The sequence below is a fragment of the Actinacidiphila oryziradicis genome (assembly GCF_005047355.1).
In the GTDB taxonomy this organism is placed as follows: domain Bacteria; phylum Actinomycetota; class Actinomycetes; order Streptomycetales; family Streptomycetaceae; genus Actinacidiphila; species Actinacidiphila oryziradicis.
The window spans coordinates 42,084-54,987 of the sequence record NZ_SUMC01000034.1; the positions used below are offsets into that span (position 1 = coordinate 42,084).

Annotated in this window: 15 protein-coding genes and 1 pseudogene; 10 read left to right on the forward strand and 6 right to left on the reverse strand. The window is 69.2% G+C overall.

What is annotated here, in order from left to right; all coding sequences use genetic code 11:
* Positions 1-266: 266 nt before the first annotated feature.
* Positions 267-767 (reverse strand): Asp23/Gls24 family envelope stress response protein, encoded by a 501-nt coding sequence (locus FCI23_RS29860; protein WP_136727057.1) that lies wholly within the window; start codon positions 765-767, stop codon positions 267-269.
* A gap of 146 nt (positions 768-913) precedes the next feature.
* Here FCI23_RS29860 and FCI23_RS29865 point away from each other — a divergent pair, with 146 nt between their 5' ends.
* The 3 genes from FCI23_RS29865 (at position 914) to FCI23_RS60265 (ending at position 2,971) form a co-directional block, all read left to right on the forward strand.
* Complete coding sequence (locus FCI23_RS29865) at positions 914-1,471, forward strand: hypothetical protein (RefSeq protein ID WP_246144154.1); 558 nt, start codon at positions 914-916, stop codon at positions 1,469-1,471.
* A 285-nt stretch (positions 1,472-1,756) separates the two neighbouring features.
* Complete coding sequence (locus FCI23_RS29870) at positions 1,757-2,317, forward strand: hypothetical protein (protein ID WP_136727058.1); 561 nt, start codon at positions 1,757-1,759, stop codon at positions 2,315-2,317.
* A 45-nt stretch (positions 2,318-2,362) separates the two neighbouring features.
* Positions 2,363-2,971, forward strand: coding sequence for a hypothetical protein (locus tag FCI23_RS60265; protein WP_246144156.1), 609 nt, complete (start codon positions 2,363-2,365; stop codon positions 2,969-2,971).
* A 454-nt stretch (positions 2,972-3,425) separates the two neighbouring features.
* Here the strand turns inward: FCI23_RS60265 and FCI23_RS29880 are convergent, their stop codons facing one another.
* Positions 3,426-3,854, reverse strand: coding sequence for a hypothetical protein (locus FCI23_RS29880; RefSeq protein WP_211265515.1), 429 nt, complete (start codon positions 3,852-3,854; stop codon positions 3,426-3,428).
* Between the two features lie 263 nt (positions 3,855-4,117).
* Here FCI23_RS29880 and FCI23_RS29885 point away from each other — a divergent pair, with 263 nt between their 5' ends.
* From FCI23_RS29885 to FCI23_RS29905, 6 genes and pseudogenes are all read left to right on the forward strand, one after another.
* On the forward strand, positions 4,118-4,723 hold the full coding sequence (locus FCI23_RS29885; protein ID WP_246144181.1) for an RNA polymerase sigma factor: 606 nt from the start codon (positions 4,118-4,120) through the stop codon (positions 4,721-4,723).
* Positions 4,720-5,193 (forward strand): annotated as a pseudogene (locus FCI23_RS63935) (BN159_2729 family protein); the annotation flags it as partial. The gene FCI23_RS29885 and the pseudogene FCI23_RS63935, both read left to right, overlap by 4 nt.
* Before the next feature lie 22 nt (positions 5,194-5,215).
* Complete coding sequence (locus FCI23_RS63940) at positions 5,216-5,473, forward strand: phiSA1p31-related protein (protein WP_407646046.1); 258 nt, start codon at positions 5,216-5,218, stop codon at positions 5,471-5,473.
* Complete coding sequence (locus FCI23_RS29895) at positions 5,470-5,736, forward strand: hypothetical protein (RefSeq protein WP_136727061.1); 267 nt, start codon at positions 5,470-5,472, stop codon at positions 5,734-5,736. Before FCI23_RS63940 ends, FCI23_RS29895 begins: the two co-directional genes overlap by 4 nt.
* A 368-nt stretch (positions 5,737-6,104) precedes the next feature.
* Positions 6,105-6,335, forward strand: a complete 231-nt coding sequence (locus FCI23_RS29900) for a hypothetical protein (RefSeq protein WP_136727062.1) — start codon at positions 6,105-6,107, stop codon at positions 6,333-6,335.
* Between the two features lie 188 nt (positions 6,336-6,523).
* Positions 6,524-8,140, forward strand: a complete 1,617-nt coding sequence (locus tag FCI23_RS29905; protein ID WP_136727063.1) for a hypothetical protein — start codon at positions 6,524-6,526, stop codon at positions 8,138-8,140.
* 54 nt (positions 8,141-8,194) lie between these two features.
* Here the strand turns inward: FCI23_RS29905 and FCI23_RS29910 are convergent, their stop codons facing one another.
* Positions 8,195-8,563 (reverse strand): VOC family protein, encoded by a 369-nt coding sequence (locus FCI23_RS29910; protein WP_136727064.1) that lies wholly within the window; start codon positions 8,561-8,563, stop codon positions 8,195-8,197.
* 131 nt (positions 8,564-8,694) lie between these two features.
* Here FCI23_RS29910 and FCI23_RS29915 point away from each other — a divergent pair, with 131 nt between their 5' ends.
* Positions 8,695-9,834, forward strand: a complete 1,140-nt coding sequence (locus FCI23_RS29915) for a hypothetical protein (RefSeq protein ID WP_169316984.1) — start codon at positions 8,695-8,697, stop codon at positions 9,832-9,834.
* Positions 9,835-9,876: 42 nt separating this feature from the next.
* On the opposite strand, the gene FCI23_RS29920 is transcribed toward FCI23_RS29915, so the two are convergent.
* Genes FCI23_RS29920 through FCI23_RS29930 form a run of 3 tightly spaced genes read right to left on the reverse strand, consistent with a single transcriptional unit; the run spans position 9,877 to position 12,815 of the window.
* Entirely contained in the window at positions 9,877-10,848 is a 972-nt protein-coding gene (locus FCI23_RS29920) for an aldo/keto reductase (RefSeq protein WP_136727066.1), read from the reverse strand.
* Positions 10,849-10,863: 15 nt separating this feature from the next.
* Complete coding sequence (locus FCI23_RS29925) at positions 10,864-11,919, reverse strand: NAD(P)-dependent alcohol dehydrogenase (RefSeq protein ID WP_136727067.1); 1,056 nt, start codon at positions 11,917-11,919, stop codon at positions 10,864-10,866.
* Positions 11,916-12,815 carry a helix-turn-helix transcriptional regulator gene (locus FCI23_RS29930; protein ID WP_136727068.1) on the reverse strand — a complete coding sequence of 300 codons (900 nt, stop codon included), beginning with the start codon at positions 12,813-12,815 and terminating at the stop codon, positions 11,916-11,918. Before FCI23_RS29930 ends, FCI23_RS29925 begins: the two co-directional genes overlap by 4 nt.
* Between the last annotated feature and the right edge of the window lie 89 nt (positions 12,816-12,904).

The window sequence follows — 12,904 nt, forward strand, 5'->3', positions numbered from 1 at the left end:
TGGCTGCCGCCCCGCATACTGCGTCGTCACCCTACTTGCGACCGGCCGCCCGTGCGCTGTCGGCCGCCGAGGTCCTCACAGTCGGGCTCCTCCGAGTGGGGTGATGACACCCACCCTGCCGGGGGACGGATCACGGAGCGTCGTACGGCGGGCGGCATTCGCCGTACGACGGCGGGAGTAGCGGGAGTATCCGTGCCGACGCGATTCGCTCGTGGATCCCGGTCACTGATGTCCGGATAGCGGACGTCCGGATTCCTGGCGTCCGGCTACCTGACGCGTGGCGGCTGTTCTTCCTCCCCGGCTTCTTCGTCCCCTTCGTCGGGCAGCTTCACATCACCGACCGCGATGTTGACCTCGATGACTTCCAGGCCGGTCATCCATCCGACGGCGGAGATCACGCTCTCCCGAACGGCACTGGTCACGTCCCTGATCGAGACGCCGTACTCGACGACGATCTCCAGATCGACTGCCGTCTGCACCTCCCCGACCTCGACCTTGACCCCGCGCGACACGGACTTGGCCGTGCCCGGTACCCGTTCCCGCGCGGCCCCGAGGGCCCGGGTGAGTCCGCCGCCCAGAGCATGGACGCCGGGCACGTCGCGAGCCGCCATTCCGGCGATCTTCGCCACCACGCCGTCGGCGATGGTGGTCCGACCCCGGGAGCCGGGCTCACCACGGCGCTCCGCTCCGTCGGTCCTCCTGGCGCTGTCGCCCGTGGACACCGGGCCGGAGGCTTCATGGCGGTTCTGCTGTCCGGTATCGGTCATCGCCGGTCATCCCCTTCCGAGATGAGAAGCGGCTTGCCGTACATCGTCCAGATTAGGCTTATTTGATCCTTAATGCCTGAGAAAGTGGGCAGGTGTGGAGCCGGGACTCCTTGAAAAGCATCCGAAAGGATCCGGAAGGAGAAGTCATGAAGGACCGTTTCGGCTCGCAGACCATGCTTCGACGCGGTGATCGTCAGCAGGATGAATCCACGTTCCTTGCCATCTACCTCAATGACCATCTGGCCGGCTCCACGGCGGGCGTCGAGCTCTGCCGTCACCTGGCCGAGGCCGAGCGCGGGGGATCGCTGGGGATCGGCGAGACGCTGGAGCGTCTCGCCGAGGAGATCGATCAGGACCGCTCCGCGCTGCTGGACATCATGTCCGCGCTGTCGGTCCCGGTGCGGTACTACAAGGTCGGTGCCGGATGGGTCGGCGAGAAGGTGGCCCGCCTGAAGCCGCACGGCAGCATGCTGCGGCGCACCCGGCTGGACACGTTGATCGAGCTGGAGGCCCTGTGGCTGGGCGTGGAGGGCAAGGTGAGTCTGTGGCGCACCCTCGTCGTGCTCGCGGACACCCACCAAGGCCTGGCCGAGAAGCTGGCCGGCCTCCTCGACCGGGCGTACCGGCAGGCGACCGCCCTGGAGGAGATGCGTGTCCGCGCCGCGGCGGCGGCCTTCGTCACGGCGCCCAGTTCACCCCTGTGACGACGTAACCCAGCGCGAGGCCCGCGACCGAGAGGGCCAGACCGAGCACCACGGGGATGGCGGTCTGCCAGAGCACCGACCAGCCGAGTGGTGTCGGCGACGGCTATACACACCACGTATACGCAGTGTGTATAGCCGCCTCGGTCGCGGTGAAGGATCAGCAAGGAGTACCCAAAGGGAGACGATTTAGTGTGTTCTTTATCTGTTGTTGAGGGTATGAGCGAATTGTCAGGCCGAGAGGCCGGAAGGGGCGCACTGGCCTGCTGCCAAAGAGTGGAGGATGCGATGTCGACAGGGATCCTCATCGTCATCATCGTGGCCGTCGTGGTCATCGTGGCGCTGGTCGCGATGGCCCTGCGGACCATGATGCGGCGCCGGCACCTGCAGGAGCGGTTCGGATCGGAGTACGAGCGCACGGTCGACGCCGAGCACAACCGCCGAGCAGCCGAGCGCGAGCTGAATGAGCGGGAGCAGCGGCACCAGGACCTGAAGATCAGGCCACTGCCCTCGACCGTCCGGAGCCGTTACGCCCAGGACTGGAACAGCGTGCAGGAGCACTTCGTGGACAGCCCGGACCGGGCGGTGAGCGAGGCGGACCAGCTCGTGAACACTCTGATGAGCGAGCGCGGCTACCCGACCGAGGGATACGAGCAGCAGGAGCGCGACCTCTCGGTCGAACACGCCGAAACGCTGAAGCACTACCGCATCGCCCATGAGATCAACGGGCGCGTCGGCGGCGGAGACAGCTCGACGGAAGAGATGCGGAACGCGATGATCCACTACCGCGCGATGTTCGAGGCGCTGTTGAAGGACGACGCCGCCTCGTCGGGCGGAGGCCGCTCTTGAGCGCCGCAGTCACACGACAGTCACCACACAACTGAGGTGAGGTACATGCAACGAGAAGGCGGATTCGGGCAGCGCGGGGCAGCCGCGCCCGCCGAAAAGGCCCTGTCCACCGAGGACATCGCCCAGACCGAGACCGAGACCAAGACCCCCCAGGCCGAGACCGGGAGCAAGACCCAGGCTGAAACGACCCAGGACCGCGCTCAGGAGCAGCCCGCAAGGTCGGGTGGCCCGGCTGGTGGCCCGGCCGCGGCCCGGGACGCCGAGGGCGCGGAGCCGAGGACCCGGACGGCTGACACGGCCGACACGGCAGGAGACAAAGGCAAGCCCGAGGCTGCATCGGTCGAACGGAGCACGGCCTCGGACCAGTCGTCCCGCGAGCCCGAGGCCGAGCCGCTCCTCGAATCGAAGAGGGCGGAGGACCTCCGTTCCCGGTGGCAGGAGATCCAGGGCGGGTTCGTCGATGACCCGCAGGCGTCGGTGCGCGCGGCGGACGGGCTCGTCGCCGAGGTGATGCAGCTGCTCGCCACCACGTTCGCCGACCACAAGCAGGGGCTCGAAGGCCAATGGCACCGGGGTGAGGAGGTTCCCACCGAGGATCTGCGGGTAGCGCTGCGGCAGTACCGGTCCTTCTTCGTCCGTCTCCTCAGCACCTGATACCTGCTCAGAGTTCCCGGAGGTCAGAGATCCCGGACGGCGGCGGCCCAGGGGGCAGCGCCGCGGCGCTGCCCCCCTCACCGGGACCGCTGCGGCGGGGCGTCCGGAGGGGACCGGTACACCCGGACGCTTCCGATCAATTGGGGCAGGTGGATACAGAGGACGGCGATAGCGGCGTCCTCGCTTATCTGGCGTGGATCAAAGGCGAGGCGGACCCGCTCTCCTAAGTCCCGGTACATGAGGGCAACCCCGTCATCAAGGCGAGCGCTCTCCACGTGGACGTCAGTCACGTCCTTTCCTCTCCCGTCCGTTCCCGTATCGGCGGGAGCGGACGCGGATTCGGTCAGCGCGAGATCTGGTCACTCTAGGGGGGTTTCCGAGGATTCCCCGAATAGGCGCGTCGGAACTGCGCCCGTCATCTTACTCTTGGCGTCATCCTCTGCGCGTCATCGTATTATTCCGCGATGGTCTCGTTTTCGTCATCGTTCCAGCGTTCGGCCACGGCCTCTGCCCGGGGTGCCCGGTCAACGTTGCCGTTGCTGTTGCCGTCGCAGGCGGGCATCAAGTGGCGCAGCAGCGTCGCGGGTGCGGGTGCGTCAAGCTCTTCCTGCTTGTAACCGATGACTTGCCAGTGAGCGGCGGTCGCCACGACTTCGCGGGGCAGGCCCAGCCCGACCGCGAAGGCTGACACCAGGCGTGGTTCGACCTTGTAGCCCTCGCCGTTGATGATTTTCCCGAGCAGTGACTTGCTCGGTGACCAACCGGTCCCGGGGTCGACGGCGAGCGTGGCGAACTCCCGCGTGCTCCACCGCTTGCCTCTGCCGACGACGGACTTGACCAACTCGGTCAGTGCGTCCCGCTGTCCCGGCTGCTGCTCACCCACTTGCACCGCCTTACCCCCGGTCGGATGACCACTCGAACAGTCAATTTATTTCGTATTGGAATGCGCAGGTCAAGGCTTCGGCCGCAATGGAACCGTTGGTCATTCTCCATGATCAAGGCGGTGTGCACGTGTATTTGCAAGAGATGGACAGCTTACTGATCGATCGACTGTCCATGTTTATGGACAGCTGAGTTCCGGCTGTGCTTAGCTGTGTGCCCACGATCGCGGACGATCATAAAAGAACGGCATGAGTGAATGAGGTGATGCCGGTGGTGCACGTTCGCGCGAGCGCCGCCTTTCGGGTGTCCGGAAGTGAACCCGTCCTTGTGACGCGGGCTCGCAACGGTGATCGAGAAGCTTTCGCCATTCTTTATGACGAACATCAGGCAGCAGTGCACCAGTACGTGTACCGGCGGGTGCGCGGAGATCGCTATCTCGCCGACGACCTTGTCAGCGAGACATTCCTGCGCGCGTTGTGCCACATCGGTTCTTTCGCCTGGCGGCGGTGCGGTGTCCGCGCCTGGTTGATCACCATCGCCCGCAATCTCGTCGCCGATCACTACAGATCCTGGCCTTCGCGATGCGAGGTTTCCATGTACGAGGTGCCCGAGTCCGGACAGACCGCAGCCCGCAGCCCGGAGGACCAGGTCCTCGACGCGTTCGAGTACCGCCGGCTCCTGGCGGCGGTGGCCGGTCTGACCTCCCGTAAACAGACCGTCGTATCGCTGCGTTACTGGCGTGACCTGCCTGGTCGGCAGGTCGCACGGAGGATGGGCTGCTCGGTAGGGGCCGTCAAGTCGCTGCAGCACCGCGCGACATGCGACCTTCGCAGTGCCATGAGGACTCGCGAGGTCGGTGAACTCGCATGAGCCGGATCCGTCCCCGGTTCCACCGGCCGCCGCCCGCCCTGTTCCCGGGGCCCGCCGGGCCCGGTGAGCGTCTCGCCCTGCCGTCGCGGGTCACGCCCCTGAAGCGCACCGCCACGGGATGGGCCCCGGCGGACGCCGCCTACGGACCCTCCACACCGGCCCCGCCGCCGAACAGCCGGCTCGAACAGGCGGCCCTGGCGTGGGCCCTGGCCTGCGCCCGGGCACGCCGCACGGCCGCCGATCTGGCGGCGGCCTACAGCGCCCACCCCGATGTGGTGTCCGTGACGGCGGACGGTGACCAGGCGGTTGTCGCGGTACGGATCACAGAGCTACGAGCCTGGTACGTCTGGCGGGCCGCGATGGGGGCCCGCGCCGAGGACGTGGTCTTCTACGAGGACGCGTGCGTCGCCGTCGGCGGGAACGACGGAGTACCCCTGCAGGTCGTCGGCTTCGGCGTCCCCCTGCTGCTGGACGCCGTGGCTGCCGTACCGGCTGTGGGATCAGGTCTACGATCTCGCGGCGTCGCACCAGGACGCGCAGGGCAACCACTGGCAGTACGACGGGGACCAGGCGTCCGACGGAGTTCCCCTGCTTTCCCTGGCCGGCAGACCGGAACCGTGCCGGATCACGAACGTCGTCGAGCAGGCAGGGCCGCTCGTCGCACTGCGCCGCGCCCACGGTCCCGTGATCCGCGGCGCGGCAGCCGCCGTCGGCGCGGTCAGTGCTGACAGCACAACAGGGGCGACATGATGTTCGGACTCGTACCCAGCCGTCGGTACAGAATCACCGTCACGCAATACGAGAACACCGTCCGCGAGCTCAACCAGGTGCTCGTGGACGCGTACAGCGACCACTTGAACGATCTGGCCCAGGCCGAGCGCGCCCGCCTCCGCCTCACCACCCGCCTGGAACGCGCCGTCCGGGGCTGCGACCGCTACCGCGCCGAGTCCGCCTCGCACCTGTACCTGGTCCGGTTCCTTTGCGGCTACCTCGTTGACGCGGACCCGCCCTAGGCCCTGTCCGGGCGGTCTCCGTGGGAGAAGGAGCGGGGTCTGGTGCCTGCGATCGCAAGGCGGAGGAAGGAAGCGACGCGATGGGGGTCCCCCTGCTCGACCGGAGCCGAGAGCTTGGTTGGGGAGGTGCCCCCGGTGCCAGGGCACGCGACGCCGCGGAGATCGCCCTGACCGGGCCTGGCGGCGAGGATCGTACGCGGGATGCCCGGACAGGGCATCCCGCCCCAAAAGCAGGGCAGCCGGCCGGATTCCCACTCCAGTCCGTCCGGCCGGCTGCCCGCCTTCGGCCGTCCGCGCGCCCGACGCGCGCGTATGGCCGGGCGGGCCGGGAACGGCGTGTTTGGCGCGAGGCACGCCGCTCCGTCCGGATGACGGAGCCATGGCCCGGGAGCCGCCCCTGGACGCCGTCCGAGGTCCGGGGGCGGCGACGCCGCACCCTGAGCGGCTACCAGCGCGGAATCGGCGAGCAGGACGGACGCGGCCGCGCGCCGGACTGGGTGTTCAACGTGGCCGTCTGCCTCAACAGACCTTCCGACGCGACCCTTCGACAGGTCGAGTCCGTCCTCGGGGCCATCAGCTTCGGCGGCAGTACCGGTTGAACCGGTCTCAATATGAGGCCCCGGCGCGTGCGCGGGCCGGAGGCGCGCCCGTATGGTAGGCGTTCGCGAGGTACGGCGGAGCGGGCCGGGCGCTTCCGCTTGACGGGAGCCGCCCGACATCGGGTCGCCCGCCGCACGTTCGTCACCTGCCGCCGCTTCAGCCCACCTTGCCAGGAACCGGATCTCATATGACCGCAATCCCCGTGCGCACCGCCGACGTACCGTCCCCGTCCCCGTCCCCGGAAGCAGCGCCGGACGGCGGCGCCCAGCCGGGCGCACGGGAGGACCTGCGCACCTACGCCGAGCTCGGCGGCTTCACGCTGAGCGCCCAGACCCACCCGTGGTACGCGGCCGTGGACACCATCGGCAGCCCCGAGGAGGCCCGCGCCGCATCAACCGTCCTAGCGGAGCTGCGCGGACGCGACCTGCTCGCCGTCCGCGACGCCGCGACCCGGCTGGCCGAAGGGACGGCCCTCGGCACGACTACCACCGTCGGCGCGACCAGCGGCGCCGTCGCGCTGCTGCAGCGCGTACGGGACACCCTGACGACGCTGCGCCCCACAGCCTACGAGGCCGATCTGGACGCCCTGGCCGCCGCCACGGCGAACGCCAAGTTCTCCTGGATACGACGTCGGAGCATCCCCAGCCAGGCGCGCGGCCTCGCCCTCTCCAAGCGGATCCGCCGGGACGCCCTGCACACCGCCCTCGTGGCCGCCGCCGCCGCGCGTACGGAGTGGACCGCGCTCGCCGCGGAAGGCGGCCACCCCGCGCTTCCGTCCGACGCCGCCTTCCTGGAGGACGCCGGCCGCGCCACCGAGGCCGCCGGTGCGGGCCTGCGCGAACTGGGCCGCCTCCTGGCCGATCCCAGCCTGGAGACCCTCTCTTTCGACGACCTCGCCGCCCGCCTCGAAGGCCTCGCGGCCGACGAGGGCACCCTCTACCGGCTGCCCACCCTCCGGACACTGCGCGACCGCCTCAGCGAGCACGGGCTCACCGACCTGCTGGCGGAACTCACCGCCCGCCGCGCCGACGCCGCCGAAGCGGAGGCCGCGTACGGCGCCGACCGCGCCGAGGAGGCTGTGGCTGCGGTCGAGACCGCGCCGGTCCCGGAAGCGACGGCGGCCCCGATGGCCGAGCCGGAGCCGGAGGTCGCTGCTGCGGCCGAGGCCGCCGCTATGGCCGATCTCGGCGAGCCGGAGCCGGAGGCTGCTGTTGCGGCCGAGGCGGCCCCTATGGCCGAGCCGGAGCCGGAGGCTGCTGTTGCGGCCGAGGCGGCCGCTATGGCCGAGCCGGAGCCGGAGGTTGCTGCTGTGCCCGAGGCGGCCGCTAGCGATCTCGGCGAGCCGGAGCCGGAGGCTGCTGTTGCGGCCGAGGCCGCGCCCATGGCCGAGCCGGAGCCGGAGGTCGTTGCTGCGCCCGAGGCCGCCGAGCCCGAGGCGTCCGCGCTCACCGAGCCCGCCGAGCCCGAGGCGTCCGCGCTCACCGAGCCCGAGGCGGCCGAGCCGGAGTCGGAGTCGACTGAGCCCGAGGCGGTCGAGGCCGCCGAGGTCGTCGAGGCCGCGGCGAAGGCCCAGCGGCTGCGGCGGCCCCGGAAGCCGTCCCTGACGCCGGGGCGTCCCATCACCGCGTACTCGGCGAGTGAGCTCGCCGGCCTCGTACGGTGGATCGACAGCGACTTTGTCGAGCGGACGGACGACGAGCTCCTCCGCGCCGCCATGAAGGAGCTCGGCTTCGCCCGGATCGGTCCGCGTATCAAGGAAGCCCTCGGCGCTGCGGTTGCCGAGGTCCGGGGATCCCAGGCCTGAACGGGCCGGACTTGAGGCCCCGGGCCCGGGGGTGAAGCTCCCGGGCCCGGGGCCTCAGCCGTGCGCCGTGTCGATGACGCAGAAACGGTTTCCCTCGGTGTCGGCGAGGACGATGAAGTCGGCGTCCTCGGGATAGAGGTCCCAGTCGACCTCTTCCGCACCGAGGGCGATCAGCCGGGCGACCTCGGCGGCCTGGTCGGCCGCGTCGCCGGCGTACAGGTCGAGGTGGATCCGCGGGTGCTCCTGCACCGGCGTCTCGCTCAGGCCCAGCGCGAGCGCGGTACCAGGACCCTGGGAGGGGACGAGGACCACCCAGTCGTCCTCCGGCTCCTCCCGGGGCACGTAGTCCAGCGCGCGCATCCAGAATTCGGTGGCGCGGCGCACATCGCCGACGCCCATGATGACCGTCCCGATACTCAGCATGCGCCGATTCTCCTACGGCTGGACCGCCCCGGGCGGCCCAATGATCCAGCGGGCAGTGACAAGAGGTGATAGTCGTATAACCGTCCGTCATGTCACGTCATGTCATGCTAGCTCGCACGGGGAGTCACCGGATGCGCCGTACACAAAGCCTGGCAATGGCGGCCAGAAGGGCCGTCGGTATCGTCGCCGTCGTCGTTCTCGTTCCGGCCCTGCTGGCCGCCGCCCCACCGCCGGCCGGGGAGCCGGAGCAGCACGACATCCCCTTCGCCTCCCGCTATGCCGCCGACCTGCACGGTGGAATCGTCCGCACCGGCAATTCGGTCGTGACCTGCGACGAAGCCCTCGATGAGTACCGAGTACCCGGGACGGCCACGTGCGCGGACGCCCGCAAGGGCATCGGCCGGGGCATCCTCAACAACAACTACCAAATGAAGTACGTCAACACCGACCCCGGTGCCACCGGCCCGGGCGGCGTCCCCATCCGCTCCGCCAGCGAGGCCGCCCTCCGCCTCCCGAGCGGTGCGAAGCGGATCGAGTACGCCCGCCTCTACTGGGGTGCGACGCGTGGCATGGACACCCTGAACGGCCCTCAGGTGCTGGGCCTGGCGCAGGTCCGGTCCGTCGCCCTCAAGATCCCTGGCGAAGGTTTCTACCGCACCGTCACCGCCGACAGCGACGTCGGCTACATGAAGGGCGAGATGGAGTACGGCTACCAGGCCACCGCCGATGTCACGGCCATCGTCCGCGCGGCCGGCGCGGGAAGCTATACGGTCGCGAATCTGAACGCGGTGGTGATGCCGTACGCCTGGGGCTCCTGGACCCTCGTCGTCGCGTACGAGAATGATCGCGAACCCCTTCGCCACCTCCACCTCTGGGACGGCTATCGCACCGTCAAAGTCGACTCACCGCCCGTCGTCCTCACCCTGGACGGCCTGGGAGTGCCGGCCGAGAGTCCGACCGGCGCCAAGCTGGACTACATCGCCTACGACGGCGACCGCACCCTCGGCGGGGAGCACGCCGAGGTGCGGTCCACGACCGGCGTGGCCACCCCGCTCTCCGGCCCCGACAATCCGGCCGGGGACCTGATGAACTCCACGGCCGATGGCATGTCCCGCACCCCGGCCGACGTCAACACCTTCGGCTATGACGCCGACGAGTTCGACATCCACAACGCCGTGTCGCCGGGGGACACCGGGCTCACCCTCACCTTCTCCACACTGGACGACGGCTTCCAGATCGGCGCCGTCTACACAGCTGTGGACCGCAAGTGAACCCCGGTGCACCGTCCACCCGGCGGACCGGGCCCACGCGGGCTACGCGAAGCCCGCCACCGCCCGCGGAGTGTAAGGCTCGTCGAGCCGCTTCAACTCATCCTCCGTGAGCCGCACATCAAGCGCCGCCAGCGCGTCGTCCAGATGGTGCGCCTTGGTCGCGCCGACAATCGGCGCCGTCACCCCCGGCTGCTGGGCGAGCCAGGCAAGCGCCACCTGCGCACGGGGGATACCGCGCTCGGCGGCGATCTCCGCGACACGCTCGACGATGACCCGGTCCTCGTCCTTATAGAGCGTCTTTCCGAACTCGTCGGTCTCGCTCCTGGTGCTGGATTCGTCCCAGTCCCGGGTGAGTTTGCCGCGCGCCAGCGGGCTCCAGGGGATCACGCCGATGCCCTCGTCCATGCAGAGCGGCATCATCTCGCGCTCCTCCTCCCGGTAGAGGAGGTTGTAGTGGTTCTGCATGGTCGTGAAACGCGTCCAGCCGTGCCGTTCCGCGACGTGGAGCGCCTTGGAGAACTGCCAGGCGTACATCGAACTCGCCCCTATATAGCGAGCCTTTCCCGCCTTCACGACATCGTGCAGCGCCTCCAGCGTCTCCTCGATGGGGGTGTGCGGGTCCCAGCGGTGGATCTGGTAGAGGTCCACATAGTCGGTGCCGAGCCGCCGCAGGCTGTGGTTGATCTCGGTGAGGATCGCCTTCCGGGACAGCCCGCCGCCGTTCGGCCCCGGGCGCATCCGGCCGTGCACCTTTGTGGCCAGCACGATCTCGTCCCGGCGCGCGAAGTCGCCCAGCGCGCGCCCGACGATCTCCTCGCTGGTGCCGTCGGAGTAGACATTCGCGGTGTCGAAGAAGTTGACCCCCGCCTCGACCGCCCGCCGGATGAAGGGACGGGACTCCTCCTCGTCCAGGGTCCAGGTGTGGTTGCCGCGGTGGGGCTTGCCGTAACTCATGCAGCCGAGCACGAGCGGTGAGACGTCAAGACCGGTGGAGCCGAGCTTTACGTAGCGCATGATCTCCCTAGGGTGTCAGTCGCGCAGAGAAGCGATGTCGATGACGAAGCGGTAACGAACGTCACTGGCCATAACGCGCTCGTACGCCTCGTTGATCCGGTCGGCGTTGATGACTTCGATCTCGGCACCGAACCCGTGTTCCGCGCAGAAGTCGAGCATCTCCTGGGTCTCCCGGATACCGCCGATGGAGGAGCCGGACAGCGACCTGCGGGCGCCGATGAGCGAGAACAGATTCAGGCTGCTGGCGTTCTCGGGCGCGCCGACGACGACCATGGAGCCGTCCACCTTCAGCAGGGAGAGGTAGGCGTCCAGGTCGAGGACGGCCGAGACGGTGTTGACGATCAGGTCGAAGGATCCGGCGAGGGCGGAGAAGGTCTCCGGGTCGCTGGTCGCGTAGTAGTGGTCGGCGCCGAGCCGTAGCGCGTCCTCCTTCTTGCGGAGCGACTGGCTGAGCGCGGTGACCTCGGCGCCCATGGCGTGGGCGATCCTGATACCCATGTGGCCGAGGCCGCCCACACCGAGGATGGCGACCTTCTTGCCGGGGCCGGCGTTCCAGTGGGCGAGCGGGGAGTAGAGGGTGATGCCGGCGCAGAGCAGCGGGGCGGCGACGTCGAGGGACAGGCCCTCGGGGATGCGCAGCACGTAGTTCTCGTCGACGACGATATGGGTGCTGTAGCCGCCGTACGTCTTCTCGCCCTGGCGATCGGTGTCGTTGTAGGTCCCGGTCATACCGCCGACCTGGCAGTACTGCTCCAGGCCGGCCTGGCACTGCTCGCACTCGCGGCAGGAGTCGACGAAACAGCCGACGCCGACGCGGTCGCCGACCGCGTACTTGGTCACGCCCGGGCCGACCTCGCTGACGACACCTGCGATCTCGTGGCCCGGCACCATGGGGAAGGAACCCCGGCCCCATTCCTCACGGGCCTGGTGGATGTCGGAGTGGCAGATGCCGGCGTAGGCGATATCTATCAGCACGTCGTGCTCGCGGAGGTCGCGGCGCTCGATGGTGGTGCGCTCGAGCGGTGCTTTGGGTGCGGGGGCCGCGTAGGCGGTGGCGGTGACGCTCGTCATGGGTGGGTTTCTCCCTGGGGTATTCGCTCTCGAAGCGGGAATTGGGGGCCGGCCGCCCCGGTGGTGCCGGTCCAGTTGGCGAGCAGTTGCAGCGCGGCCTCGGAAGGCGAGTCCGGCTCGACGGTGTAGACGCACATCATCTGGTCGTCGTCGCCAGGGAAGATGACGGTCTCGTAGGCCAGGGTCATGTCCCCGACCAGGGGGTGGTGGTAGAGCTTCACACCGTGCGACTTGTCCCGCACATTGTGGTCCGCCCACCAGGACCTGAATTCCGGGCTCTTGATGGCCAGCTCGCCGACCAGCTGGTTGAGCAGCCGGTCGTCCGGATGGCGGCCCGCGTCCATCCGCAAGGTGGCGACCATCTCGGCGGCGTACGTCTCCCACTCGCGGTACAACTCGCGGGCGGTCTCGTCCAGGAACATGAACCGCACCAGGTTCCGCTCCCGGTGCGGCACCGCGTCGAAGTCCGTGATCAGCGCCCGCGCCAGCCGATTGGACGCCAGTACGTCCATCCGGCGCCCCAGCACGAACGCCGGCGACCGGTCGTCCAGCATCCGCAGCATGCTGTGCACACCCGGGCGCACCCGCTGCGGACGGGCGCGTACCGCCCGGCGCGGCTTGGGACGGGCCAGCTCGAAGAGGTAGGCCCGCTCGGTGGCGTCCAGCTGCAGCGCCCTGGCCACGGCGTCCAGCACGGTCTCCGACACATTCAGATGCCGGCCCTGCTCCAGGCGGGTGTAGTAGTCGGTACTCACCCCGGCCAGCCGCGCCAGCTCCTCGCGTCGCAATCCCGGTACCCGGCGGGTGGTCGCGGTGGTCGCAACCCCGGTGTCCTCCGGGCTGAGCCGCGCCCGGCGGGACCGTAGGAACTCCCTGAGCTCGGCATTTTGGTCCATGCCATCCAGTATCGGTGGATGGCATGGCAGGCAGGCAGTCCAAGGTAGGTCTGTCAAACCCCCGTAACGCCGTCAAGGGCGGCCGGCCC

What these genes read in the sequence shown, in the direction of transcription:
- FCI23_RS29860 (WP_136727057.1), bottom strand. Translation starts at nt 767, where the DNA reads ATGACCGATACCGGACAGCAGAACCGCCATGAAGCCTCCGGCCCGGTG.
- FCI23_RS29865 (WP_246144154.1), top strand. Translation starts at nt 914, where the DNA reads ATGAAGGACCGTTTCGGCTCGCAGACCATGCTTCGACGCGGTGATCGT.
- FCI23_RS29870 (WP_136727058.1), top strand. Translation starts at nt 1,757, where the DNA reads ATGTCGACAGGGATCCTCATCGTCATCATCGTGGCCGTCGTGGTCATC.
- FCI23_RS60265 (WP_246144156.1), top strand. Translation starts at nt 2,363, where the DNA reads ATGCAACGAGAAGGCGGATTCGGGCAGCGCGGGGCAGCCGCGCCCGCC.
- FCI23_RS29885 (WP_246144181.1), top strand. Translation starts at nt 4,118, where the DNA reads ATGCCGGTGGTGCACGTTCGCGCGAGCGCCGCCTTTCGGGTGTCCGGA.
- FCI23_RS29895 (WP_136727061.1), top strand. Translation starts at nt 5,470, where the DNA reads ATGATGTTCGGACTCGTACCCAGCCGTCGGTACAGAATCACCGTCACG.
- FCI23_RS29900 (WP_136727062.1), top strand. Translation starts at nt 6,105, where the DNA reads ATGACGGAGCCATGGCCCGGGAGCCGCCCCTGGACGCCGTCCGAGGTC.
- FCI23_RS29905 (WP_136727063.1), top strand. Translation starts at nt 6,524, where the DNA reads ATGACCGCAATCCCCGTGCGCACCGCCGACGTACCGTCCCCGTCCCCG.
- FCI23_RS29910 (WP_136727064.1), bottom strand. Translation starts at nt 8,563, where the DNA reads ATGCTGAGTATCGGGACGGTCATCATGGGCGTCGGCGATGTGCGCCGC.
- FCI23_RS29915 (WP_169316984.1), top strand. Translation starts at nt 8,695, where the DNA reads ATGCGCCGTACACAAAGCCTGGCAATGGCGGCCAGAAGGGCCGTCGGT.
- FCI23_RS29920 (WP_136727066.1), bottom strand. Translation starts at nt 10,848, where the DNA reads ATGCGCTACGTAAAGCTCGGCTCCACCGGTCTTGACGTCTCACCGCTC.
- FCI23_RS29925 (WP_136727067.1), bottom strand. Translation starts at nt 11,919, where the DNA reads ATGACGAGCGTCACCGCCACCGCCTACGCGGCCCCCGCACCCAAAGCA.
- FCI23_RS29930 (WP_136727068.1), bottom strand. Translation starts at nt 12,815, where the DNA reads ATGGACCAAAATGCCGAGCTCAGGGAGTTCCTACGGTCCCGCCGGGCG.